Origin of the sequence: Propionibacterium sp. oral taxon 192 str. F0372 (assembly GCF_000413315.1) — a bacterium.
Lineage (GTDB): Bacteria > Actinomycetota > Actinomycetes > Propionibacteriales > Propionibacteriaceae > Brooklawnia.
Genome location: NZ_KE340297.1, coordinates 1,503,490 through 1,527,418 on the forward strand (window position 1 = coordinate 1,503,490; position 23,929 = coordinate 1,527,418).

Consider the following 23,929-nt stretch of genomic DNA (forward strand, 5'->3'; position numbering starts at 1 on the left):
TGGTGCCGGGCGTATCCAGTTCCCATGTCAGGAACGGTTTAGGCAGCAAAATTACTGTTCACTTACCTTTGCGGCGCGGACGCGGGAACCGCTTGCGCTCACCCAGCGGCTGGTGTCGCGAGCCCGCCAGGAAATCCACCAACTGGTCGACGAGCTCGGATGGAGTCGTGCCCTCGGTGGCGGTGAGCCAGCGGGGTACCACCGAAACTCGCTGGGACCACCGCTCGGCCCGCACCAGTTCCGCGTCTACTCCGGCCACCAGGCCGGCATGATCGTCGTAGGCGAGCTGCCACACGAGTTTCCTGCCGAAGACGTCGGCGAGTTTATTGATGGGGGTGTCGTTCAGGTTCTCGGTGCGCAATTGGTCGCGCCAGATGAGGCAGGCTTGTTGGGCGGCCAACCCGTCGGCATCCAGTGGGGCGTGACGGCGGCCGCGGGAAACCAGCACCACCCCTGCTGTGGTCAGCGCTGCACCTCCGAGAACACCGTTGAAGTGGCTTGTAGCTAGCCAGTCGACGAGCATATAGCCAGTGGTGACGATGCCCAACAGCAGCACCACCGAACCGGTCCATGCCCACACAGAGTGGCGGGCATCTTTCTCGTCGGGTATCCAACGACGACGTCGCATTTCCTCGGTGAGCAGCCGTTGGGCCTGGTGAATCGGGCGCCCCGAATCATCACGGAGCTCTGCCCAGGTGCAGGTGCGCGGATTTCCCAGAGCATCAGAAAAAGGACCCGACAGCAAGAACCACTCATGATCGTGGAGGGCGCTGGACAGCTGCTTATCGGTGCGCCGCAGCGACCAACCGTCGGATTTCGGCCCCGATGTCATGTCGATGTGCAGATATCCGCGACTCGCCAGATCAAGCAGCGAAAGCCTGATGTCATGGCTTGTTACTTCGCCCACTGTGAGGGCATGCACCGAGGCCGGGGTCTGGTCGGGTGGGGGAGGCAGTGTGCCGTCACCGGCCCGCCATCGGGAGAGCTCCGGTACCGGCGGTGGAGTGCGCCGGGACATGAATGCGGTGACCAACGTCGTGACGAGTGCGACGAGACCGACGAGCAGCGTCACTGTCTCGATGCGCATGGCAACCTCCTCATTGGAAGGATTTTAGGGGGTGCACGTAACATTTCCGGGCTGTTCGCCGACGGGTTGCCGATCCCGGGGAGATGTTCTCGTGTCCGGAACTGCCTTGGGGTGTGCGACGACTTAGAATTCCAGCGTGCCCCAGTACGCAGAACTTGGCCTTCCCCTGCTCCATGCCGGCAAGGTGCGTGAACTGTACGAACTCGACGAGCGCCGCGCCTTGATGGTCGCCACCGACAACATCTCGGCTTACGACGTCGTCTTGTCACCACGCATCCTGGGCAAGGGCATAGTGCTCACCCAACTATCGATATGGTGGTTCGAGCAGTTGAGCGGCATCGTCGGCAATCACATGTTATCCACCCAAGTGCCCGCCCTGGTTGCCGGGAGGGCCCTGGAGGTTGAGCGCCTTGACATGGTGCCCATTGAGGCCGTCGTTCGCGGATATCTCACAGGTTCGGGCTGGGCCGAGTACCAGCAAACCAGAAGCGTGACCGGGATCACTCTCCCCGAAGGTCTGCACGACGGATCGCGACTGCCCGAGCCGGTCTTCACCCCAGCACGCAAGGCGGTCGCTGGGGCACACGATGAGAACATCACGTACCGTGAAATGGTTGAGATGGTCGGAGACCGGCTCGCCGAATCCATCCGCGACCTATCTCTAGCCCTCTACCATAGGGCCGAACAGATCGCCCGGGAACGTGGCATCATCCTCGCCGATACCAAATTCGAGTTCGGTGTACGCCCCACCGACGGTACCGTCATACTGGGCGACGAGGTTTTGACCCCGGATTCCTCACGGTTCTGGGATATAGCCGACTGGGAACAAGGCAGGCTGCATTCCTATGACAAGCAGTACCTTCGCGACTGGCTGGTCAATGATTCCGGCTGGGACCGCAGTAGCGATGCCCCGCCTCCGCCCCTACCCGCGGAGATCGTCGAGGTCACCCGGGCCCGTTATGCCGAGGCATTTCGGACTCTCACAGGAACAGATCTGGAAGGTAAGATCGGGTCATGACCCTTGTCGTCGTTGATGTGATGCCCAAACCCGAGATCCTCGATCCTCAGGGCAAGGCCGTGACCAGTTCATTGCACCGTCTGGGATACCAAGGCCTTGAAGTACGCCAGGGCCGCCGGTTCGAAATAACCGTCAACGGTGACCTCACCGACGAACGGATGGCCGAGATTCGTGAGGCCGCCGAGAAGTTGCTGTGCAACACCGTCATCGAGACTTTCGACGTGCGGGTGGAAAAGCAGTGAGCCGCATCGGAGTCGTCACCTTCCCCGGCACCTTGGATGATCACGACGCGCTGCGCGCAGTGAAGCTCGCCGGGGCTGATCCTGTACCCCTATGGCATGCATCGGATTCCCTCAACGGGGTTGATGCGATCATCCTTCCCGGCGGATTCTCCTACGGTGATTACCTGCGGTGCGGTGCGATTGCGCGTTTTGCTCCGATCATGGGCGAGGTCATCACGGCTGCGGGTGCTGGGATGCCGGTGCTGGGCATATGTAACGGATTCCAAGTGTTGTGCGAATCCCATCTACTCGAAGGGGCGATGATCCGCAACGAGGGACGCAAATTCATCTGCCGCCACCAAAGGCTGCGGGTCGAGTCGAATGACACCACATGGACCTGTGATTTCGCGGAGGGTCAGGAGATCATCATCGTCCTCAAAAACGGTGAGGGTAATTTCCGGGCCGATCCCGACACCTTGCACAAGCTGGAGGAGAACAATCAAGTGGTCTTCCGCTACGTGGGCAATCCCAATGGTTCGCTCAATGACATCGCCGGAATCACCAATGAGCGCGGTAATGTCGTGGGGCTCATGCCCCACCCGGAGCACTCGGTGGAGATGTTGACTGGAGAGAGTCGCGATGGATTGGTTTTCTTCACCTCGGTTCAGCACTTCCTCGTCGCTACCGCCTGAACCGCTCTGGGGGCACAGGCGCCAAGTCGCGGCCAATGCGGCTTGAATCATCACCGGTGGGTTAGATTTGTTGGGTGGTTGACACTGTTCAAGATGCCCGTCGTACTCCCGATCAGGACCAGCCGTGGGCTGCCTTAGGGCTGAAAGAAGACGAGTACCTCCGGATTCGCCAACTCCTGGGTCGTCGCCCGACTGGCGGGGAACTCGCCATGTACTCGGTGATGTGGTCAGAACACTGTTCTTATAAATCCTCCAAGATCCACCTCAAGCGGTTCGCTGCCCTGGATCAGGTCACCCCGCGCGGGCCGCTGCTTGCTGGGATCGGTGACAACGCTGGGGCGGTGGACATCGGCCACGGATATGCAATCACCTTCAAATCGGAGTCGCACAACCATCCTTCTTTCGTTGAACCCCACCAAGGCGCGGCGACGGGGGTGGGTGGGATCGTGCGCGACATCCTCGCGATGGGTGCCCGCCCGATCGCGGTCATGGATGGATTGAGATTCGGTCCCCTCGACGCCCCGGATACCGCACGGGTGCTGCCCGGCGTGGTTTCCGGAGTGGGCTTCTATGGGAATTGTCTCGGGCTGCCCAATATCGGTGGTGAGCTCTACTTCGATCAGTGCTACGCGGGGAATCCACTGGTCAATGCGCTGTCTGTAGGCGTGATGCGGCACGAGGACCTGAAATTCGCTAAGGCGATAGGGGCGGGCAACAAGGTCGTCCTCTACGGGGCATCCACCGGTGCCGACGGTATTGGTGGCGCCTCCGTGCTGGCCTCCGAGACCTTCGACGACACCAAGGAATCGAAGCGTCCTGCGGTGCAGGTCGGCGACCCATTCATGGAGAAGCTGCTCATCGAATGCACTTTGGAGTTGTTTGCCGCCGGAGTGGTCATCGCCTTGCAGGATCTCGGAGCGGCCGGAATCTCCTGCGCGACTTCCGAGCTGGCGTCGGCGGGCGATGGTGGCATGCATGTCACCCTTGACCTGGTTCCGCTGCGCGACAATACGATGACTGCCGAGGAGATCCTCATGTCGGAGTCACAGGAACGCATGATGGCGATCTGCACCCCCGAGGACCTCGATCGTTTCATGGAGATCTGCAACAAGTGGGAGGTGCAGGCAACCGTCATTGGCGAGGTCATCAAGGGCGACCGGTTACTCATCGATTGGAAGGGACAGCGGATCGTTGACGTCGACCCGCGCTCGGTGGCCCACGACGGGCCCACCTACGACCGTCCGGCCTACCGCCCCGACTGGATCGATGCCCTGAACGCCGACCACGACAACAACCTGCCGCGGGCAGGGGCGGGGGGCGAGCTGGCCGACCAGGTGCTCGCCATCGTAGGTTCGCCGAATCTGTGCGATCGCTCCTGGGTGACTGATCAGTACGATCGTTTTGTGCGGGGCAATTCGGTGTTGGCCCAGCCCGAAGATTCCGGGATGCTGCGCATTGATGAGATTTCCAACCTGGGCATCTCCCTGTCCACCGACGCCAACGGCCGCTACTGCCTGCTTAACCCCTATTACGGCGCCCAGCTCGCCCTGTGCGAGGCGTACCGCAACGTGGCAGTGGGCGGCGCCGAGCCAGTTGCGGTGACTGACTGCCTAAATCTCGGTTCCCCCGAGGATCCAGAGGTGATGTGGCAGTTCACCGAGGTGATCAAGGGTTTGGTCGATGCCTGTGCTTTCCTGGGTATTCCGGTCACCGGCGGCAATGTTTCTTTCTACAACCAGACCGGCGGGATGAACATCATGCCCACACCGCAGATCGGGGTGCTCGGGGTGATTGACGACGTGCGGTTGCGGGTGCGGACCGGATTCCGCACCCCAGGTGATGTCGTGTACCTGATAGGCGAGACGAAACAGGAGCTCGGCGGCTCCGCCTGGGCCGAAACCATCCACTCCCACCTCGGTGGCATCCCGCCGGTGCCGAACCTGGATGCGGAGAAAAAACTGGCCGCTGTCATGCAGCAGGCGGCCAGGCAGGAACTGGTGAGCAGTGCCCACGACCTGTCCGAGGGCGGCCTGGCGATCGCCCTCACCGAATCCTGCCTGCGTCACGGCCTTGGGGTCACTGTCCGGTTACCTGAGGGCGACCCGACGGTGGCGCTGTTCTCCGAGACCCCAGCCCGTGTGGTGGCCAGCGTGCGTTTCGAGAGGGCAGAACAATTCGAGGCCCTGTGCGCGGAACATGACGTGCCCTGTCATCGGCTGGGTGAGGTGAACCAGGAACCGGAGCTGGTCGTCGAAGGCCAGTTCAAGTTGCCGGTCGAACAGATCCGCTCCGTGTGGCAGGCGACGATCCCGGCAGCTATGTCTTGACATTCACCGAACGGTGTTCCAGATGGGCTTGGGGGCTGTCACGTCCGGGCAGTTCCGGGGCCGGGCATCGCGAAGGTCGTCGGTGCTTCCGCGCCCCGCCGAGTGTGCTGTCACGGACCAGCGGATTGTCATGAGCCACAATTGATGGCATGGCCCTTGTTCCCGGCGGAGCTGCCAAGCGCTCGATGGTCCCAGTCGATCCCACCCGGCGCCCAGTACGGCGCCGTAACGCTTCACGCATCATCGTCCGAAGTGGTGGCCGGGTGCTACTGGTTGCCGACAGTGATCCGGGTAAACCCGGGAGCCGTTGGTATGTCACGCCCGGTGGCGGCTGGGATCCGGGGGAGACGAGCCGCCAGGCGGCAGTGCGTGAACTGGCGGAGGAGACTGGGCTGCACGTCGCGCCAGGGGAACTGCTGGGCCCGATCGCCCACCGTGTGGTGACCCACGGCTACTCCGATCAGGTGCTGGTGCAGTACGAGGACTTCTACGCTCTCGACTTGGATACGCCCTTCATCCCCGACACCTCCGGGTTCACCCCCGACGAGAAGATCACCCTCGGCGAGTTTGTTTGGGCCGACGTAGGGCAGACCACCCGGATGGTGGTGTGGCCAGCCGAGATCGCCGACCTCATGGTCGCCGACGGCAGCAGCGATATCGATCTCGGGCACCCGGAGGAATCTACCGTGCCGCTCGAACCCCACAGCTGAGGCAGGCTCGGTTCGATCCCAGAATCGGGAAATCAGAACACCAGCCGTCTGGGCTCAGTCCACGGCCAGACCATTGATCAGCACTGGTTCCAGCAGTTCGAGTGACACGATCCTGGGTAGCGGGACGGTGAGCCGTCGTCCCGCGCGTCGCACAGTATGTGCCGAACCTTGGGCAACGAGCAACACCCGCACTACGTCGATCTGCACGCTGCCATCCTCGCGGGCGTGCACCATCCGCACCCATCGGTCGGCGTTGACTGCATCCGCGAGCAGTGCCGAGATCCTGGGTGGGTACTTCGCATGGACCCCGCCATCCACCAACCAGGCGGCAAGCGAAGCCAAGGCATGTTTGTCGAGCGCCTGGGGTGGGGTAGTGACGGCGGGGCGGGGTGGAGTGGGTAGTAGCGGCCCCAGCAACCCGCCGCGCACCATGAGCACCGTTGGCCGGGGAGCCAACAGATGGTTGTCGTCGATGACCACCAACAAACCGGTGCGTACCAGGTCACGCAGAAAACCTGAAGCTGGGATACCGTGCCGGAAGCTGCCCATTGGATTACCGGCTGATAAGCGTTCCAACAGCTCACGGGAATCGTCATCCAGGTGTTCCAGCCGTGCTCGGGTGGTTTCCTCGTCCAGATCACCGGGACGGCGCGGTGCGAGCCCTAGAGGATGAGATCCCAAGGCCCGGAGCACCTGTGGCGACAACTTCTCACCGATGATCAGACCCAGCGAACGGAGTTCGTCGACCGGTTCTGGTCCGCTCAGGTGTTGCGGGAGCAGGTCACACGCGTCGGCGGCCATGGCCGACGCAACCAGGAGCAACTCGTCGTCCAGCGTGGCGATGGCGACCAGGGTAGAGGCCGGGGAGAGCGAACGGGCTGCCAGATCCAGCAGATCTGCGGGCAATGGCTGGGTCAGATCGGGACGCGCGGCCAGTAGATGGACCACGGATTGCTCTGAGGCCCGGAGTTGGTCATGCAGCACCGCGATCGGTTCGCTCACGGGCTGCGTCTCGTTTGAAGACGCACCTGCAGGTGCAGCAGCGTCATGAAAATGATCACCACGATGCATAACCACCTGACGGAGTTCTCCCACACGCTCGGGGCAACGTAGCCGAGAGAGAAACGCCAGGACAGGTAACAGGCGATGAAGGCACAGAACAAGGCGACATAACGACCGGAGGCCTTGATCGCCAATGCTCCTACGGCGATTCCTGCCAAGGCGATCACTCCGATCCAGGGCAGGACCAATCCGATTCCCAGCGTCACTCCGGCGGTGATGACCAGACCCAGTGGGGAACTCGGCTGACGCGGTGTCTGCTGCGGGGGAACCCAGCCGCCGGGAGCATTCGGTGCCCAGCCCTGCCGGGGATCGGTCATCGCAGCAGGGGGCGGCTGGGTGCGAGGCGGGAATCCCGGGGGAGCCCACTGCTGGGCGGGCATCTGTTGGGGAAGACGTGTCTGTTGATGGGCGGCGGGTGCCTGCGGGAGAGCGGGCATCGGAGCGGTGATCGGGGCACCGGTCGGGGGAGGCAATTGACCAGGATCGACGATGGGGTCGATCCAGTCGCCGAGGGGCTGGTCCGGGGTCCAGGTTGTGGTCGTGGACATCTGCGGATCAACAGTGACCAAGGGCTGATTCGGATCATGGGCGGGCGGGGGCTGGGGAGCCAGTAGTTCCAAGGGGATGGCCTGCTCCGGTGCGGTGAACATGGGCATCGGCACGGCCCCGGGGGTGTCGCTACTGGGCGGGGGAAGGGTGGACAGCGGTGCAGTGGCGGGGGATGCGAATCCGATCAACACGTCCTTGGCCTGCTCACTCATGCCTCGATTCTATGTGGTTCATCGTGCAGCACTCGGCGGTGCGTTGCGTGGGAAGCTCATCGGTACTGCCAGATTCCGCGCGCTGGCCCGGAATCCACTGGGTCGACTACCATGAGTGGACATTGTCGGTACCGGACTCAGTGAGGTGGCAGTGCCCAGCGGGAAGGTGCGTTTCTACGACGCGGAGAAGGGATTCGGCTTCATCAGCAAGGATGGAGGCGGGGACGTCTACGTGCGCTCCGATGCTCTGCCCGCAGGAGTAGCGTTGTTGAAGAATGGGCAGCGGGTCGAGTTCGGGGTCGTCGAGGGCAGGCGGGGTGAGCAGGCTCTGTCGGTGCAACTCGTCGAACCGCCCCCGTCGTTGTCCAAGGCCTCGCGCAAGCGCCCCGAGCAACTCGCGGTCATGTTCGAGGACCTCATCAAGATCCTCGATGGAATCGGCAACGGCTACCGCCATGGGCGTCACCCCAACTCCCAGCAGGCCGCGAAGGTCGCGGCCATGCTCCGCGCGGTGGCAGATGAGCTGGAGCTATGAACGCACTGGACAAACTGGACAAGGCGGTCGTTGACGCGGTCGGCATGGCACGGGCAGCGGCCGAGGAAGCAGCTGAGGATTTCGGCGTCGGTGACTATCTGGGGGTCATCGCCGAGGGTGTGCGCCAGGCCACCCACTATTTTGTCTGCCCCCATCCCGGTTATCTCGGGTGGCAGTGGGCGGTGACCATGGTCCGCGCATCGCGGGCCAAGAACCCGACCATCTCCGAGGTGGTGCTGCTGCCGGGCGACCAGGCGCTGCTGGCCCCCGGCTGGGTGCCGTGGGCAGACCGGCTTCAGCCCGGTGATGTGACTCCCGGCTCGCTGCTGCCCACCCCGGACAACGATCCCCGGTTGGAGCCTGGCTACACCGGTGGGGAATTAGCCGCCGAGGAGGATCCAGCTGAATGGGCGCAGACCCGCTCGGTGGTATCGGAACTCGGCTTGGGCCGTGAGCGAGTGCTGTCGGTGACCGGGCGTGAACTGGCCGCGGAACGCTGGCTGGCATCCGATGCCGGTCCGGATTCCCCGGCGGCCAAGCAGGCACCGGCAAATTGCGTGACCTGTGGCTATTTCGTTCGTCTCGGCGGGGGACTGGGCAGGATTTTCGGTGCCTGCACCAACGAATATTCGCCCTACGATGCGCGCGTTGTATCGGTGAACCACGGATGCGGCGGGCATTCCGACGTGGTGGCCGAGGAACGTGGTATCAGGTTGCCTGATCCGGTCTTTGACACCACTTGGGTGGACGCATCCCTGTTCGACTGATTCATTCGGACGTAATCTTCGGCCCGAGCCCGGCAAGATCAGACCGGTTGTGGAGGCTTGGCTTCCGTTTGTTCAGTTCTGTGGGCTCCTGGGGGTGGCGCGTTGTCGGCGGTGACGGCACCACCAGAACCCGGCGAGCCCGATGAGGGTTCCCGCCGCGCAGATCTCGAACAGGGGCGATCCCGGCAGCCATTCCTGGCCGAAGATCGCGACGATCAAGGTGGCGGTAGCGAAGACCAGGGTGCCCAGACCGAATACACGCACCCCATCGTCATCGACCGGGTCGATAGGTGCGGCAAGCTTCATCCGCTCAATCCGTTGCTCGGTCTTCGAGGGTGAATGCTGTGGTTGGCCAGCGGTCATGGACGAATTCTACCGGGCATGGTCAATTCGCCTAGCATGATTCCATGCCCAACTCCTCTGTTACTGGGACGGATGCTGCCGGTGCATTGAGTTCCCAGAACTCTTTCATCGAACGCTGGTTCAAGATTTCCCAACGCCGTTCCTCCATCTCCCGCGAGGTCCGTGGCGGCTTGGTCACTTTCTTTGCGATGGCCTACATCATCGCTCTCAACCCGATCATTATTGGTACCGCCGCCGACCGGGACGGTAATCTGATCTCGGGCGCATCGAAATTCACTGATGCCGCCATGACCGTCGTGGATGGCGCGGCAGTGAGTGCATCAATCGGCATGGTCGCGGCGGTCACCGCCCTGGCCGCCGGCGTGATGACATTGCTGATGGGTATCGTCGGGCGTTTCCCGATCGGTATCGCCGCAGGTCTGGGGCTCAATGCTCAGCTTGCCTATGTCATTGCCCCGATGATGACCTGGGCGGATGCGATGGGTTTGATCGTCGTCGAGGGCATCGTCGTCACTTTGCTGGTGCTCACCGGTTTCCGTGAAGCTGTGTTCCGCGCAGTGCCCGCATCCCTGCGCACCGCCATCTCGGTGGGATTGGGCCTGTTCATCGCCCTGGTCGGGCTGGCCAACGCCGGAGTGATTCGCTCGGGCTCCCCGCTGACTCAGCTGGGTGTCAACGGTTCCCTCATGGGCTGGCCGATTTTTGTCTTCGTCGCCACCTTCGCCCTGCTCGCTTTCCTGCACGCCCGCAAAGTGCGTGGGGCCATGCTGTGGTCGATTCTGTTCGGCACGCTGCTGGCCGTCGTACTGGAGCACTTCGTCGTTTTGGGTGGGGTTGGCAAGGAGAACCCGACCGGGTGGGCGCTCAATATCCCGGTGCTGCCGGGAAGCGATGCCTTCTCGCTGCCCGACTTCTCACTGCTGGGCCGGGTGGACATCCTGGGTGGCTTCGCCCCCGACGGGCACGCCACCGTGGGCTCGGTGCTGACCGGAGTCATGCTGGTCTTTTCGCTGCTGCTGGCCGACTTCTTCGACACCATCGGTACTATGGTCGCCGTCGGTAGCGAGGGACACCTGCTTGATGACACCGGCGAGCCGGAACATCTACGTGAAATTCTGCTCGTCGACTCCCTGGGCGCGATGTTCGGTGGTCTGGGTTCCAGTTCCTCGAACACCTCCTTCATCGAATCGACCGCGGGTGTCGCTTCGGGGGCCCGCACCGGTTTGGCATCGGTGGTGACCGGTGGGTTGTTCTTGCTCTCCATATTCATCACCCCGATCATCAACGTGATCCCCTCGGAGGCCGTCTCCCCGGTGCTCGTGCTGGTCGGTTTCATGATGCTGCAGCAGATCGCCGACATCGACTGGCGGGATCTGGAGATCGCCTTCCCGGTGTTCATGACGATGATCTTCCAGCCTTTTGCCTACTCGATTACCGTCGGTATCGGTGCTGGTTTCATCACCTTCGTCGTGATGAAATTGTTCGCTGGCAAGTTGAAACAGGTTCATCCGATCATGTGGGTGGTCGCGGTGCTGTTCATTTTGTACTTCGTCCAGGGGTTGCTGGCGGAGCTTCTACTCGGCTGAGGGAACCGTATGGTGCCGGGTGGTTCGACGGAGCTGCCCGGCGCTGTCGTGTCCGGATGACTGGGAGTGGATCGCTAGACTTCAGGAAGTCCAACCAGGAGGTCACGATGCGTCGATGCGTGATTGCAACAGCGGTCACCGCGGTGGTGGTCGGCAGCACGCTCGCTGGTCTGCCTGCCTTGGCCGCGCCCGGTGACACCATCACCATTCCCACCGACCTCGCAACTTCCTCCGCGCTGGCTGCCGACCAAACACGCGGCGTCTACTGGTTGGCTCCCGGAGGTCCCAAGGCCGTCGCCATCGATCAGACCGGAAAGGTCGTCGGTCAGGTGGGCTGGGATGCCGAGGTCACAGATATCGAGGCACTTGCGGTGTACAACGGGCAACTGTATGCCGGTGACCTGGATTCCGGGTCCCCATCCCCGTCTGTCACGGTGTATCGCGTCGAATCTTCCAGTTACGGGTCGGCACTGCCGACCAGCAAATGGACCTTTACCTATCCCGACGGTCCCCATCGGGCCCAGGCAATGATGGTTTCCTCGAAGGGCAACATCTGGATCATCACCAACGGGGATCCCGGCGGGCTTTACTACGCAGCCGCACCCACTGCACCGGGCCCCCAACCTTTGGCGCGGGAGGCCGATGCCCCTGCCTGGGTGACTGATGGCAACTTCGTCAACGCGAACTCCGCAGTGCTGCGCACCTACAACTCGGTGTTGTCCTTCGACATGCTGAGTTATGCCACCAATGGCTCCCAGGCTGCACCGCAGCAGGATCGTGGCGAGAGTGCGACGATGACTTTGGCAGGCGATGGCGTACTGCTCGGCTCGGTCGGCGATACGAAGCTGGTGGAGGCCGAACTCCCCACTGTTGTGGAGGCTCTGCCTCCGGCGCCGTCAGCTCCTCCGGGAGGCGGCGCATCAGCGACGCCCAGCACCGAGCCGGGTGCATCCGAGCCCGCTCCGGAGGAGCAGGCGTCGCAGCAGACCTCGCAGCCCGGAGAGGACACGGATTCCGGCTCCGGGCTGGGAATGCGCAAGACGATCGTCGCAGTGGTGCTTGCTGTTGCTGTCGCTGGGGTGTCGGGGTGGGTCGCCTATCGCAGGCAGTGATCGTGGGCCGTGAAATGGCGTTCCCAGGATTTTCGGGCCCGTGGACCGCTAATATCTGGTTCAGGTAAGGTGAGCGTTACCATGGGATGCGGAAGGACATCATCACATGAGTGAACTGATCGATACGACTGAGATGTACCTGCGCACCATTCTTGAGCTCAAGGAGGAGGGGATCGAGCCCCTGCGGGCCCGTATCGTCGAGCGGCTGCACCAGTCCGGCCCGACGGTTTCCCAGACGGTCGCACGTCTCGAACGCGATGGTTTGTTGAAGGTACGAAACGACCGCCAGATTGAGCTCAGCGAGACGGGGTGGGCCCGGGCCCGCGCGGTGATGCGCAAGCACCGGCTGGCCGAGCGGATGTTGGCCGACATTATCGGCATGGATTACGTGATCCTCCACGAGGAGGCTTGCAAACTGGAACACGTGATGGGTGATGCCTTGGAGAAGCGGCTCACTGTACTTCTCAATGAGACCGAGTGGTCGCCTTATGGCTGCCCGATTCCATCCTTGGATGGGGAGCTGCGACCCGAGGATTTCCGTGTCGACGTTGTCTCACTGGACTCCCGGCTGGGCGACGCTCCCCGGAAGTTCACCATCAAACGGCTCTCCGAGTTCGTTCAGGCCGACGCCGAAACCTTGGCTGCACTAGTGGAGATCGGTCTGCGTCCCGGCGTCGAGATCGAGGCCTTGGTCAGTGGCGGTGGCGCAGAGCTACGTGGTCCCGAGGGCAGGGTGACGATCGATCCGCAGGTGGCCACCGGTATCTGGGTGGCCAAGTAGGCCATATCTGAAAGTCCAAGCGGACATCGGCAACAAGGAGGAGGGCTTCGCTGGGGCCCTCCTTTGTCATCCCCGGATGCATTCAGGCAGTGGGGATACAGATGCCTATCATGCTGCGGGATATCCACCAGGCTGCCAGGAGCATGACGCGTGAGACGCATGCCGGGCCGGGTTCAGGGATGCGATTCATCTCACTGCAGGAAGCCGGAGTATGAAGCTCGTGAGTGTGGAGCCGCACAGTCGCACACAAGATGACAGATGCTGGCCTGTGGTCAGGGCCGCCGACCCGGCGAGCACCATCGCGGACACGAGCATCGCCAAATCCTCGCGAGGCTCACGTTCAGTGTCCTGACAGGGAAAACGGCTGCCAGCTGATCGGGCCAAAGGCCGTCTACCCACCCCCAGGAGACATACGATCGCGGCAGCCGTTTTCTTGATGTAGATACTACTCAGGCCGCTGTTGAATGCAAGATTTGGGAATGTATCGACTGCAACAACGGGCAACAAATGATCAATGCACCGGGCGTCCTGCTTCCAGGCGGACTCCCGCATTGTCGATCTGATGCTGGGCCGCCTCCAAGGCACGTGAGGAGTAGGTACGGGAGGCGCGGATATCGAGCAGTGCGGCCTGCTCGGCTTCGAGCATCCGGCGCTCCAACTCCCGGTACTGCATGAGTGGGGTCGCCAGTGCCTCCAGGTCTTCGCGATCCACCTTGTTTGCCAGCACTAACCGGGCGGCACGGGCCCGGCGTAGAACTTCCGGGTCAAAGGGATGTCCGTTCGACTGTCTGAGCTCAGGGGAATCCAACAGAGCCCCTGCGGCCTCGGCCAGGTCGAGACGTAGCAGTTGCATCTCTCGTCGGTCCTTCTCTTCATCGGTTCCGCGGATGCCCAGCGCGGAGATGAGGAAAGGCAGGGTTCCGCCTTGGATGACGAGGGTGACGATGGCGACGATGAGAGCGATGAGCATCAGCTGGGAGCGGTGTGGCATCGTCCATGGCAGGGACTGGGCTGCGGCCAGGGTGACCACTCCGCGCATGCCCGACCAAGCGAGCACCGCGCCGCCGCGCCATCCCAGACCTTGGGTGGCGTGGAAGGTGGCGTCGGCGTGTCTGCGTTGCAGACGCCGGGTGACCCGGGCGGTATTCTCGGTGAGTGGGCCATCATCAAGCTGGAAACCATCGAGCACATCGGAGAGTATCTCGGCCTTCTGCGCCGAGTGTTTCTGCAAAATGAACAGGTGGTGTATCAGGGGGATCATCACTAGGACGCGTACGACGAGGAGTACCGCGACGGTTCCTAGGCCCAGCCAGATGGTGGTGGCCACCGAATCTTGGGAGAAATGGACGTCCTCCAGCAGGTCTTCAACCTGGTAGCCCATGACGAGGAAAACGCCATTTTCCAGCAGCAGTTGGATGGTGCGCCAGTTGGTGCGTTCGGTGACCCGGGCGGAGGCGGTGAACCGTCTTGGTGCCATGGCCCCGGTGACCAGCCCAGCGATCACCACCGACAGCACGCCCGAGGCATGGACGTGCTCGGCGGGGATGAAGGCAATGAAGGGTACGACGAAGCTGATCAAAGTGTTGAGCACCGGTTGATCGAGATGGGAGCGGACCGCAACGGCGAGCAGCCCCACGCCCAGGCCGATGACCAGAGCGATGATGACCGCGAAGACGAACTCGCCGACCGCCTCGGTGAAGGAGAATGCCCCGGCAATGGCCGCGACCGCGGTGCGCAGCAGTACCAGGGCCGTCGCGTCGTTGACCAGTCCCTCGCCTTCCAGGATGGTGACCAGGCGACGGGGCAGGCCGAGTCTCTTGCCGATGGCAGTGGCTGCTACGGCATCGGGCGGTGCGACGACGGCGCCGATTGCCACCGAGGCTGCGAAGTTGAGTGCGGGGAATAACCAGTAGATGAATGTGCCGACGGCGAAGGCCGAGATGATGACCAGGACAACCGACAGGATTGTGATGGAACTCAAGTCGCGCCGGAAATCACGGACCGGCATGTTGATCGCCGCCGCGAACAGCAGTGGGGGCAACACCACGGTGAGGATGAGGTCTGGGTCCAGGACAACCGAAGGAGTGCCGGGGACGAAAGAGATGCCTGCGCCCACCACGGTGAGCAGGATGGGGGCGGCGACTCCCAGCCGGGATGCGAACCACGAGATGGCGACGATGACGAGCACGCCTGCGATGATCAACATTTCGGTTTCGTGCATTGTCGCCTTTCCTCGTTGCCAACGGGCCGGTGCAGTGGGGTACATCCATTGTGACTGATACACGATCACTGTGGGTTCACGAGCGCCATAGACCATTGCCAAGTGGCTGGGTGGTCCGGGGAAGGGTAGGCTGGGGCGGTCGCCGGTTGATCGGTGTCATGGCCCCGTAGCTCAGGGGATAGAGCAGAGGTTTCCTAAACCTCGTGTCGCAGGTTCGATTCCTGCCGGGGTCGCCGCTTGTCAAAAGCGTCTTCTGCGTCGCTGGGAGGTGTCCATGGCGACAACCGGATCGACATACGAGGCATCTTCCGTACGTCGCGAGAAGGCCTGTGGGTGTCATCGGTGCACTGGTGATCGGACCTGTACAGGGAGGTGGGATGACTCTCGCAGAACTCGTCGTGTGGTCGCTGACCGGTGAGCGGATTGCCGTCAGCGGTGGCTTCGATCCGGTTGGCGTCGCCCAGCGGATTCTTGATCTCGGCTGGGATACTCAACGGCTCCAAGATGCCCGGGATCAGGCCTTAGCCCGGGGGCAGGTATGGCCTCGGTTCGTGCCTGCGAACGATCGTCCGGGCATCGGTGCGGCTCAGTTGGATGCGGCCACCCGGGCGGTGTTGCAGAATCTTGGTGTGGGCCCCCACGCACGGGTGCGCAGATCCGGTAAACCGGATGCGCGTGACCGTGCGTTGATGGCAGATCGACCGCCACATCACGGAACGGTGGGATGAATCATGAGACCCGGATTAACCACGGCGATTGTCCTGGGCTGCGGCGTGCTGCTCCTAACGGGCTGCGTTCCCTCTTCTATCAACGATGCAGGTACTGTTGCCTCGCGACTTGATGACGTGGTCTCTGGCAAGGACATGATCACTAGGTTTGCGGTGAGCCCCGGGGATGTTTCCGTCGTGGTGCGCGATCGCGGACAATTATCGGTGCGTGGTAGTGATCTCTTGAACAGCGAGGCTCTCCCTTCGGGGGCCACCACATTGGGTGTACTGGACACTGAGGCGATTGATGCCCAATACGACAGACTGATGGCCAGCTGCCAGGATTCGCCAGTGCTTCGAGGCTATGTGGCGATGACGGGGACGGTCGTCGTGAGTTCCTGGTGCGGCAGTGGGGATGAATCGGTGGTTCTGGAATCAACCCTCGATGGAGAACCAGGAATTAATTCCTCCGATCAGATCGACTTCCTGTCGGCCGGGGGCCTCGACCTGTTCCTGCGAGAACTGCGTGCCTTGGCCCCGGGGACCGAGGCGTTCATGGTGTCGCTTCCTGGGCCGGCCTCGGCTAGAGGTGCTTCTGTCGTCATGCACGGCAAGACCTGGACACAGCCCGACGGAACGGATTGTCATGTGGGTCTTGGCCTCAACGGGGCGACTTCGCCGCACAATCCGCGTGTGGTGACCTGCCTAGATAAGGACCCTGTGGTGGGCAAGGCCCGAGAGTTCACGCTCACCGGTATCGATGCAGAAAAACTCCATTCCGAGCTGTCTAGAATCCTTGATTCCAGCGGTTTTCCCCGGGAGCGGGTGGCATATGTCGGCTTGTACTGCGAGGAACCAGGAAGCCAGGAGATCGAGGTGATCGTGTTCTCCGACAGAGAAGAACGGTTCCGAGATTCGTTCCTGATCCTCTGAGCGGGCATGCAAACGGGGTCGGCGCACATAATGCACCGACCCCGTTCTTTACGCGTGGGATCAGTTCTGCTTGTTGACCAAGGCGTCGCGGATCTGGGTGAGTAGCTCGGCCTCGGAAGGACCAGTCTCTTCTTCCTTTGGGGGGTCGAAACGAGCACGCAGCTTGTTGTAAGGCAGCACCATGCCGAAGTACACGACAGAGGCGATCAGCAGGAAGGACACCACCTGGGTGAGGAAGGCACCTACCGGGATGCCGCCGGGCGCGAAGTAATTGAAGTTCGGGGTGCCGCCAAGGATGGCGGAGAGCAGCGAGAGCACGATGTTGGTGAAAGCGTCGACGACGTCTTTGAATGCAGCGCCCATAATGAAGGCAACGGCGAGCTCGATGAGGTTGCCGCGCATGATGAAGTCTTTGAACCCCTGCATATGTGTTGTGTCTCCTTGTGTGAGTTGCCCTGGCCAGCCGGTCAGGACGTTTGGAACAGGATTCAAGTTATTAGTACAGAGGGTGTAACTCTTGAATCCTGTACTGGCAAATTGGCAACTTTGCACAAAATGTGCAGATTACCAGTTGCCACGTTACGACATGATGACGCCGAGGTCCATCTGTCCCGCGGCTGCAGCAAGTCGTGCTGCGGTCTCATTGTCGGCTGCGACTACGATCAGTGCTCCATTTGACGAGCCAATTCCAGTATCTTGTTGAGGGGGAAGGTTCACTATCTCCACATCATCGGCCACGTTGATGACTGATCCGTCGGTGGCCGAGCCAACCACCTTGATGTGTCTGCCGACTTCGAGCAATGCGACCAAGGAGACATCTTTCACCCGGAACGGGACGAGGGCACGCCCGTTATCCGAAATCTCCCGCAGGGATGTGGTGGAGACCTCGGTGAGCATAGTTCCTCGGGTGACCGGGCCGGTGAGTGTGCGCCCGATGATGGACTGGGCATCGCTGAGTGCGCCTTGCGGCACCACCGTCGTGGGAACCTTAACGACTGCCAAATCGTCGGCGGACAAGGTAGCCCCGAGGGGAAGATCGCGGGTGGTTATGATTACCCCGATGCCTTCGGAGGTGGGGGACAATACCCACACGGTGGCCAGGAAACATATGACCGCGGCGCAGGCACCGATGGTACGGCGATGCCAGCGTGCGAACCGGGCCAGTCTCGCAAGAAGATCGCTCATGCACGGATGATGGCCGAGCGCTGCCCCAATTGTTCAGATCGGTGCGGGGCTGTGGAAAAGTTCAGGCTGCCGAACTGGAGGCTGGGGAGGAGTCCGAGGTCGTCGACGATGAACCCGACGCCGAGGAATCGGAACTGCTGGTGTGCGACGACTGCGATGCGGTGGAAGAGACCGACCGGGAATCGGTGGCGTAGAAGCCCGAGCCTTTGAACACAATACCGACCGAGTTGAACACTTTGCGCAGCGCACCGCCACAGGATGGGCAGGTGGTCAGCGGGTCGTCGGAGAACTTCTGGAACGCCTCCAGGTCGCGCGAACAGTCCTGGCAACGGTACTGATAGGTGGGCATCGTTTCTCTTCCACACGTGGTGCTTGTCCGCAGGGGTGCTCATGCACCCCGGTCGACAATGGTAAACCTCGGCGGCCCGTTGTGCATTCCCTGCACCAACTGGCGATGGCAACCTCACGAAGTGGTGCGAATCACGCTGGTCGGGGTAACAATCCATTCGATGGGAATGTCGTGGTCGGCCATCGGGCAGCAGGCCACCTCGTCGTCATTGAGAAGCACGACCACTGGGGTTCCCGGGGTGGCGAATCTTAATGCGCGGTCATACCACCCGCCTCCGGTACCCAGCCGGGAGCCGTCGGCCCCGGCCATCAGTGCAGCTGCGATCACCACCGAGGCACGGCTCAGCGACGAGGCACCCAGACCCGGCGGTGGGGGTGCGGGGATGGCGAAGGGACCCTCGGTGAGTTCGGCGAGATCGTGAAGACGCGCCCAGTCGGGGAAGGGAACACCTTGAACCCCTGGTGGGCGGCGCAGGTAGGGGACGAGTAGCTCATGGGTACCGAGCAGACTCACGATCAGTCCCATGGTGCTCGGCTCGCATCCCGTCGACAGATAGCAGGCGATGGTGCCCCCGGGCTCGCACAAGGATGCGATGAGATCGAGCGCCAATGTGGTGCGGGTGCGGTCGTCGTCGGTGCGCTGTGCGGTGCAGCGTTCGGCGCGGCGTCGATTGACCCGGGAACGCAGTTCGGCCCTTCGGGTGTCGTGGGCGTGGGAGTCCTGCGCCATGCACCTATGGTAGGTCCATGGCTTTGTTCAAGCGGCGTGCGGCTCGTACGGAAGACGAGACCGCCCAGGAGACGCCGGAGGTTCCGCGCACGCTTCCGGCTCCCCCACCCGTCGATGCGCGGGGGCGCCGCTCGGTGGAGGATCAGCGTGACTACCTGCTGTCGCTGGTCGAACCGCTGCCCGCATTCGGAATGTACCTGCTTGATGCTTGGGGCACTGCGGTATGTGAGGACATCGTCTCCGATGTGCTGGTGCCCGCGAGTGATCTGGCTGCGGTTTCCGGCTATGCGGTGCGCGCAGTAGATCTTGCCGGTCTGCAGGAGGGCATGACCACCACCCTGAAGCTGCGCGGCGACGGCCAGGTCACCAAGATGGGTGCGGCTGCCCGGGTGAGTGCTGGTGCAGAGATGCCCGAGGGCGCCGACGCAGTGCTTCCTGCATCCCAAGGCTTGGCCGACGGCGATTCGTTGCTCGTCGACCATGTGGTGCTGGCCGGTGACAACGTGCGTCGGGCGGGTACCGAGGTGCGCCCTGGGGTGCCGATCATGCAATCTGGGCAGACTCTCGACGCACGTCGTTCGGCGCTGTTGGCTCTCGCCGGGGTCGACCGGGTGATGGCTCGGCCGCGCCCGCGTGTCGTTGTATTGTCGCTGTTGGCTCATTCCGACGATGCCGATGCCGAATCTCACCTGCTTGCGGCGGCATTGAAGGCCGACGGGGCCCAAGTGTGGCGGGTCGCGCTCACTGTCGAATCGGAGCGGGAACTGCGCGACGCAATCGCCGACCAACTGATCCGCGCTGACCTGGTGGTGGCCACCGGTTCACTGGACGCCGATGCTCTGCTGCCACGGGTGGTTGCCGGGATGGGACTCACCGACACCGCGCTGGTCGCCATCGAACCGGGAGAGCAGATCGGTTTCGGGCTGATTGGTGAGGACGAAATTCCGCTCGTCATGCTCCCCGACGATCCGGTCGCATCCTACGTTGACCACCAGTTCTTCGTGCGGCCCTTGGTGCGCAAGCTGATGGGTGCCCCTGTGGTGACCACCGAGGAGATCAAGGCGCTGATCGGTTCGGACATGCCAGCTACTGGCGAAGTCACCACGGTATCCTTCGCGACGATGCGTGCCCAAGAAGGTGAGCAGGTGGTCGTGCCGCTTGGCCAGGGCCGTCACTTGCGGCTGCTGGATATGGTGGGCGCCGATGCCGTCATCGTGCGTGCCCCGGGTTCGGCTCCGGTGTCTCTCGGTGAGCGGGTGAGGTGCCTGCGGTTGAATGACTGAGTTCTCGTTACCTGCGGGAACCAGGATGCCCGCGGAACATCGGTGGCCGATGGTGATGAGCCACGGCCACATGGTGTTGCGTTCCATGGACAAACGCGACGCCCGCAGCTACGAGCAGGTGCGCGCGATAAACCTGCCGTGGACCTGCCAGTGGGATGCGACCTTGCCCCCGGGCGCGGGAGCCAGGGAACATTTCAGCTACACACAGTGGATTAAGCAGGTCCGTCGGCAGGCTAAGGACTTGGAGGCATTGTCTTTCGCGATCGGCTGGGTCGACGATCCGGGTGTCGATGACCATGAGATGGCCCGCTGCCAGATCATCGGACAGCTGTCAGTGTCGTCGATCATGATGGGTTCGGCGAGGTCGGCCTCAATCGGGTATTGGGTGGGGCAGCGCTGGGCTGGGCGTGGCATCGCACCGGCGGCCGTCGCCCTGACGATCGATTATTTGTTCCAAGTTGTCGGGTTGCACCGGGTCGAAATCTGCATCCGTCCGGAGAATGCTCCAAGCTTGCGGGTGGTGGACAAGCTGGGGATTAGGGCCGAGGGGTTGCGGGAGCGTTACCTGCACATCAACGGCGAATGGCGTGATCATGAGTGCTTTGCGGTGTGTTGCGAGGAGTTCCCACGAGGGCTGCTCACCCGCTTCTTAGAACGCAATACACTAGTGGATCTTGTTCACTAATTACAGCGGTGTGATTCAGTTGTGACCTGCTTCGGCGCGCCTGTAGCGGGCTACTTGATCGATTCCGTATTTTTGGGCACGTGCTGACGGGACTGATCTTCGGTGTGATCGCGATTGGATGGATCGCGTACCTCATGCCGGGCTACCTGTCCAAGCGCGACACCCACCATGGTTTCGAGGAGACCGTGGCTGATTCCTTCGCTGACAATATGCAGGTTGTTCGCCGTAGTGGAAGCCGGGAAAGTGAGTTTTTGCAGGATTCTGGCGCCAGCGTGTCGACTCCCGCGACCCGTCGCGCAGCCAGGTATCGGATAGCAGTGGCCCAGAGGTTGGCCGTCAGGCGTCGCCGCCTGGGATTGAATCTTGCGCTACTGGGTCTCGTAGCCGGCATCATCGTGCCCTTCCTGGTGCCGGTCTCGCATCTGTGGTCGCTGGTACCGGTGCTTGGGCTGGTGGGCTGGGTCGGGCTGTCCCGGTGGTCAGTCGTCACCTTGGACCGTGCTTTGGAACCGCTGCGCGCCGAGGCGCGTTTCGGCGCCGAGGAGAGCACGGTCAACATCTCCGAGATGCTGACTTGTGAGACTCCGGCGGAAATCGCCGAGGAGATCGGTGAGCGGTCCGTCGAGATCACCGGACCGGTGCAGGAGACTCTCGGGTCGCTGTGGGAGCCGATACCGGTAGCACCGACGACTTATGTGTCGAAGCCGCTGCTGCCACGGTCGGTACGCACCATCGATTTGGCCGCGCCAGTGGCATCTGATGAGTTGCAGTTTCCGGTGGGTGCGCAGCAGCCATCGGCCAATTTCGACGGGCAATCTCCTTTGTCAATTGCCGATGACGATACCCAGGAACTTCCGCCTGCTGCCGGGCAGTGACCCATCGTTTCCCCTCACCAGACGGGTTCACTGCCCGGTCGGTTGCGCGGGCAGAAGATGCTCCAGAATCCCGGTCAGCGACACCGATGCGCCTCGGGGCCGCATAGTACTCAGCCGGGCTGTTGTGGCGGCATCCAAGGCTTTGGCGTCGGCCAGTTGCTCAATGACCTCCAGGGTCGCGAGTTCATGTGAATCGAGGGCACCGTGCCCGTTGTCGAGCTCGACCAGGGTGGCTCCAGGGATGAGCCCTGCGATCTTGTGGGCCACCGATGGTGGGGTGCTCAGGTCCCGGGTTCCGGTGAGTACCACGGTGGGCCAGGTGAACAGAGGGAATTCCTCGACGAGGTTGAAGGGCTCGGCTTCGAAGGGTGGGAATTGTCTAGCTGTCTCTGCGAGGAGCAGTGCGACGTCGAAAGGCTCGTCATCGGGGGGCGGTGCGAAGCCGAGCTCCCGGATGGCGATAACCCCTGCCAGATCGAATTCGTGGAAACCGTGGACCGAGGGCAACTGTGTGATGCTCCCGGCGATCGCGGTGGCGGCCTTCCACACGGCGCTGCCTCTCAGCGTGTGACGTGCATCAATGAGTCGCCGGAGCAAGCCCGGTCCGCCGAGTTCGTAGACGGTTCGAGCAATGATGAGCAGGGCTGTCTCGGGCATGCCTTCGGTGTGCAGGTGCCTGATCTCGGTGGCGATCTGGGTCATACCGGGGACTTTTCCGTGCCACAGGGTGTCACGGATCAGCTGACGCAAGATGAGGTCATCTTTGCTGGATAGCAGCGGGGAATCGAGGAGCATGGATGTGACAAGGTGTGGGTGGCGCACGCCGAGCCCAGCGGCCAGGTAGCTGCCGTAGGAGGAGCCGAGAATGACGGCGCGGTCTATCTGCTCGGCTTCCAAGACGGCAGCCAGGTCATCGACGGTGGGAATGATGCGCATCGCCGAAAAAGGCAGATCGGCTCCGTTGAGATCGGTCCGGGACGAGCCGACACCGCGGTGCTCGACCATGATGACGTCTAGGCCGCGGGCTGCTGCACGGTGACGGAAGGAAAAATAGGGGAGGATTGATCCCAGGCCAGGGCCGCCGGGAACAACCAGCACCGGGATGCGCCCGCGGGGGCCGGTGCGGATGTAAGAGAGATCGAATGCGGGGGAATCGTTGGTGGCAGGTCGACGGATCGAGCTGACATCGACAAGCCACCGGGATGCGGTGCCGACGAGGCTGCGGGCGGTGGAACCGGCGATGTGACGGATCGTGTCAAGGCCCATGACGTCTCCTGGCTGCGCGCAGCGGATCTGCGGTGTGAGCCCCAGTGTATGTGGGGTGGCTGTGTCTCAGCTGTGGGCCGGGTCCACTCGCGCCTTGGTGGCCGAAGGACAGGTGGTGTACGATGACTCCTGCACTTGGGGCATTGGCGCAGTTGGTAGCGCGTCTCGTTCGCAATGAGAAGGTCAGGGGTTCGAATCCCCTATGCTCCACCCACACACAAGGCTCCCAGTGGCCTTAGTGCCGTCAGAACTCAGCCCGTGATACGACGCAGCACCCGGGAGTAGCCTACTGCCACCGGCATTCTCACGAGCGTTGCCAGGACGTCCGGCACACCGCGGACGCTGAAGTCTTGTTCCCAGTGAAGACGGCTTCCGGTGCCCACTGCCTCGATGCTCGCGTGGATGGTGCCGGTGAGTACCGGTCCGGTCTTGATGATGACCACGTAGTTCGGTGGCTGCCACCTGTTCACGAGCATGTGATCGTCGAACCGCAGCGGGCCCAGAGCGGTACGCGCCACGAAATGGCTTCCTGCACGCAAGGCGGAGCCATCGTCGCTGCTCACCTTGGTGAAAGGCACTGCCGTGCTGTGCCGCGACAGTTCCCACAGTTTTCTCCATAGCTCTTCGGGTGGCAGGGCCGATTCAAACTCCACCACGAACCGTGTCATTCCGTG

Annotated in this window: 24 protein-coding genes, 2 tRNA genes and 1 pseudogene; 16 read left to right on the plus strand and 11 right to left on the minus strand. The window is 62.4% G+C overall.

All coding sequences use genetic code 11. The annotated features are described in order from the left end of the window. Positions 1 to 58: 58 nt before the first annotated feature. The gene (locus HMPREF1531_RS07000) at positions 59 to 1,087 is read right to left on the minus strand and encodes a DUF2207 family protein (protein WP_016669236.1); all 1,029 of its coding nucleotides are present in this window, start codon (positions 1,085 to 1,087) and stop codon (positions 59 to 61) included. A gap of 136 nt (positions 1,088 to 1,223) precedes the next feature. Here HMPREF1531_RS07000 and HMPREF1531_RS07005 point away from each other — a divergent pair. The 4 genes and pseudogenes from HMPREF1531_RS07005 (at position 1,224) to HMPREF1531_RS07025 (ending at position 6,055) form a co-directional block, all read left to right on the plus strand. After that, positions 1,224 to 2,347, plus strand: a pseudogene (locus HMPREF1531_RS07005) (phosphoribosylaminoimidazolesuccinocarboxamide synthase). Continuing rightward, positions 2,344 to 3,018: a phosphoribosylformylglycinamidine synthase subunit PurQ gene (gene purQ / locus HMPREF1531_RS07015; RefSeq protein ID WP_016669239.1), complete on the plus strand. Its 675-nt coding sequence runs from the start codon at positions 2,344 to 2,346 to the stop codon at positions 3,016 to 3,018. The pseudogene HMPREF1531_RS07005 and the gene purQ overlap by 4 nt, the downstream one beginning before the upstream one ends. A gap of 74 nt (positions 3,019 to 3,092) precedes the next feature. Next, positions 3,093 to 5,345 carry a phosphoribosylformylglycinamidine synthase subunit PurL gene (purL, locus tag HMPREF1531_RS07020; protein WP_036897442.1) on the plus strand — a complete coding sequence of 751 codons (2,253 nt, stop codon included), beginning with the start codon at positions 3,093 to 3,095 and terminating at the stop codon, positions 5,343 to 5,345. Positions 5,346 to 5,494: 149 nt separating this feature from the next. Next, the gene (locus tag HMPREF1531_RS07025) at positions 5,495 to 6,055 is read left to right on the plus strand and encodes an NUDIX hydrolase (RefSeq protein WP_016669241.1); all 561 of its coding nucleotides are present in this window, start codon (positions 5,495 to 5,497) and stop codon (positions 6,053 to 6,055) included. A gap of 54 nt (positions 6,056 to 6,109) precedes the next feature. Here the strand turns inward: HMPREF1531_RS07025 and HMPREF1531_RS07030 are convergent, their stop codons facing one another. Together HMPREF1531_RS07030 and HMPREF1531_RS12895 are read right to left on the minus strand one after the other, a co-directional pair. Then, positions 6,110 to 7,057 (minus strand): hypothetical protein, encoded by a 948-nt coding sequence (locus HMPREF1531_RS07030; protein WP_016669242.1) that lies wholly within the window; start codon positions 7,055 to 7,057, stop codon positions 6,110 to 6,112. Then, entirely contained in the window at positions 7,054 to 7,878 is an 825-nt protein-coding gene (locus HMPREF1531_RS12895) for a hypothetical protein (protein WP_016669243.1), read from the minus strand. The genes HMPREF1531_RS07030 and HMPREF1531_RS12895 overlap by 4 nt, the downstream gene beginning before the upstream one ends. Before the next feature lie 151 nt (positions 7,879 to 8,029). Here HMPREF1531_RS12895 and HMPREF1531_RS07050 point away from each other — a divergent pair, with 151 nt between their 5' ends. Continuing rightward, positions 8,030 to 8,413, plus strand: a complete 384-nt coding sequence (locus tag HMPREF1531_RS07050; RefSeq protein ID WP_016669244.1) for a cold-shock protein — start codon at positions 8,030 to 8,032, stop codon at positions 8,411 to 8,413. Continuing rightward, positions 8,410 to 9,180 carry a DUF3027 domain-containing protein gene (locus HMPREF1531_RS07055; RefSeq protein ID WP_016669245.1) on the plus strand — a complete coding sequence of 257 codons (771 nt, stop codon included), beginning with the start codon at positions 8,410 to 8,412 and terminating at the stop codon, positions 9,178 to 9,180. Before HMPREF1531_RS07050 ends, HMPREF1531_RS07055 begins: the two co-directional genes overlap by 4 nt. A 72-nt stretch (positions 9,181 to 9,252) precedes the next feature. On the opposite strand, the gene HMPREF1531_RS07060 is transcribed toward HMPREF1531_RS07055, so the two are convergent. Then, entirely contained in the window at positions 9,253 to 9,543 is a 291-nt protein-coding gene (locus tag HMPREF1531_RS07060; RefSeq protein ID WP_036897454.1) for a hypothetical protein, read from the minus strand. Between the two features lie 44 nt (positions 9,544 to 9,587). Here HMPREF1531_RS07060 and HMPREF1531_RS07065 point away from each other — a divergent pair, with 44 nt between their 5' ends. The 3 genes from HMPREF1531_RS07065 to HMPREF1531_RS07075 all read left to right on the plus strand — a co-directional run bounded on the left by HMPREF1531_RS07065 (position 9,588) and on the right by HMPREF1531_RS07075 (position 13,022). Beyond that, complete coding sequence (locus tag HMPREF1531_RS07065; RefSeq protein WP_016669247.1) at positions 9,588 to 11,129, plus strand: NCS2 family permease; 1,542 nt, start codon at positions 9,588 to 9,590, stop codon at positions 11,127 to 11,129. A 107-nt stretch (positions 11,130 to 11,236) separates the two neighbouring features. Next, complete coding sequence (locus HMPREF1531_RS07070) at positions 11,237 to 12,241, plus strand: hypothetical protein (RefSeq protein ID WP_016669248.1); 1,005 nt, start codon at positions 11,237 to 11,239, stop codon at positions 12,239 to 12,241. Positions 12,242 to 12,347: 106 nt separating this feature from the next. Next, positions 12,348 to 13,022, plus strand: coding sequence for a metal-dependent transcriptional regulator (locus HMPREF1531_RS07075; protein WP_016669249.1), 675 nt, complete (start codon positions 12,348 to 12,350; stop codon positions 13,020 to 13,022). A gap of 511 nt (positions 13,023 to 13,533) precedes the next feature. Here the strand turns inward: HMPREF1531_RS07075 and HMPREF1531_RS07080 are convergent. Next, positions 13,534 to 15,243, minus strand: coding sequence for a cation:proton antiporter (locus HMPREF1531_RS07080; protein ID WP_016669251.1), 1,710 nt, complete (start codon positions 15,241 to 15,243; stop codon positions 13,534 to 13,536). A 160-nt stretch (positions 15,244 to 15,403) separates the two neighbouring features. On the opposite strand from HMPREF1531_RS07080, the gene HMPREF1531_RS07085 reads away from it, so the two are divergent. The 3 genes from HMPREF1531_RS07085 (at position 15,404) to HMPREF1531_RS07095 (ending at position 16,883) form a co-directional block, all read left to right on the plus strand. Then, positions 15,404 to 15,476: transfer RNA gene (locus HMPREF1531_RS07085), tRNA-Arg, on the plus strand. A 144-nt stretch (positions 15,477 to 15,620) separates the two neighbouring features. Then, positions 15,621 to 15,971, plus strand: a complete 351-nt coding sequence (locus HMPREF1531_RS07090; RefSeq protein ID WP_016669252.1) for a hypothetical protein — start codon at positions 15,621 to 15,623, stop codon at positions 15,969 to 15,971. Between the two features lie 3 nt (positions 15,972 to 15,974). Beyond that, positions 15,975 to 16,883, plus strand: a complete 909-nt coding sequence (locus HMPREF1531_RS07095; RefSeq protein WP_016669253.1) for a hypothetical protein — start codon at positions 15,975 to 15,977, stop codon at positions 16,881 to 16,883. Between the two features lie 60 nt (positions 16,884 to 16,943). Here the strand turns inward: HMPREF1531_RS07095 and HMPREF1531_RS07100 are convergent, their stop codons facing one another. The 4 genes from HMPREF1531_RS07100 to HMPREF1531_RS12900 form a co-directional block, all read right to left on the minus strand. After that, positions 16,944 to 17,309, minus strand: coding sequence for a large conductance mechanosensitive channel protein MscL (locus HMPREF1531_RS07100; protein WP_016669254.1), 366 nt, complete (start codon positions 17,307 to 17,309; stop codon positions 16,944 to 16,946). A gap of 153 nt (positions 17,310 to 17,462) precedes the next feature. Continuing rightward, positions 17,463 to 18,068, minus strand: a complete 606-nt coding sequence (locus tag HMPREF1531_RS07105; RefSeq protein WP_016669255.1) for an SAF domain-containing protein — start codon at positions 18,066 to 18,068, stop codon at positions 17,463 to 17,465. Positions 18,069 to 18,129: 61 nt separating this feature from the next. Then, the gene (locus tag HMPREF1531_RS13265) at positions 18,130 to 18,417 is read right to left on the minus strand and encodes an FmdB family zinc ribbon protein (protein ID WP_016669256.1); all 288 of its coding nucleotides are present in this window, start codon (positions 18,415 to 18,417) and stop codon (positions 18,130 to 18,132) included. A gap of 114 nt (positions 18,418 to 18,531) precedes the next feature. Next, positions 18,532 to 19,146, minus strand: a complete 615-nt coding sequence (locus HMPREF1531_RS12900) for a 5-formyltetrahydrofolate cyclo-ligase (protein ID WP_016669257.1) — start codon at positions 19,144 to 19,146, stop codon at positions 18,532 to 18,534. 17 nt (positions 19,147 to 19,163) lie between these two features. Between HMPREF1531_RS12900 and HMPREF1531_RS07120 the strand changes: the two genes are divergently transcribed. The 3 genes from HMPREF1531_RS07120 to HMPREF1531_RS07130 all read left to right on the plus strand — a co-directional run bounded on the left by HMPREF1531_RS07120 (position 19,164) and on the right by HMPREF1531_RS07130 (position 21,989). Then, positions 19,164 to 20,429 (plus strand): molybdopterin molybdotransferase MoeA, encoded by a 1,266-nt coding sequence (locus tag HMPREF1531_RS07120; RefSeq protein ID WP_016669258.1) that lies wholly within the window; start codon positions 19,164 to 19,166, stop codon positions 20,427 to 20,429. Further along, the gene (locus tag HMPREF1531_RS07125; protein WP_442852403.1) at positions 20,422 to 21,114 is read left to right on the plus strand and encodes a GNAT family N-acetyltransferase; all 693 of its coding nucleotides are present in this window, start codon (positions 20,422 to 20,424) and stop codon (positions 21,112 to 21,114) included. Before HMPREF1531_RS07120 ends, HMPREF1531_RS07125 begins: the two co-directional genes overlap by 8 nt. An 80-nt stretch (positions 21,115 to 21,194) precedes the next feature. Beyond that, positions 21,195 to 21,989 carry a hypothetical protein gene (locus tag HMPREF1531_RS07130; protein ID WP_016669260.1) on the plus strand — a complete coding sequence of 265 codons (795 nt, stop codon included), beginning with the start codon at positions 21,195 to 21,197 and terminating at the stop codon, positions 21,987 to 21,989. Positions 21,990 to 22,016: 27 nt separating this feature from the next. Here HMPREF1531_RS07130 and HMPREF1531_RS07135 read toward each other — a convergent pair whose 3' ends face one another. Continuing rightward, positions 22,017 to 23,255, minus strand: coding sequence for an alpha/beta hydrolase (locus HMPREF1531_RS07135; protein ID WP_016669261.1), 1,239 nt, complete (start codon positions 23,253 to 23,255; stop codon positions 22,017 to 22,019). Between the two features lie 137 nt (positions 23,256 to 23,392). On the opposite strand from HMPREF1531_RS07135, the gene HMPREF1531_RS07140 reads away from it, so the two are divergent. Beyond that, positions 23,393 to 23,465, plus strand: a tRNA-Ala gene (locus HMPREF1531_RS07140). A gap of 41 nt (positions 23,466 to 23,506) precedes the next feature. Here HMPREF1531_RS07140 and HMPREF1531_RS12905 read toward each other — a convergent pair. After that, positions 23,507 to 23,923 carry a hypothetical protein gene (locus tag HMPREF1531_RS12905; RefSeq protein WP_051123341.1) on the minus strand — a complete coding sequence of 139 codons (417 nt, stop codon included), beginning with the start codon at positions 23,921 to 23,923 and terminating at the stop codon, positions 23,507 to 23,509. Between the last annotated feature and the right edge of the window lie 6 nt (positions 23,924 to 23,929).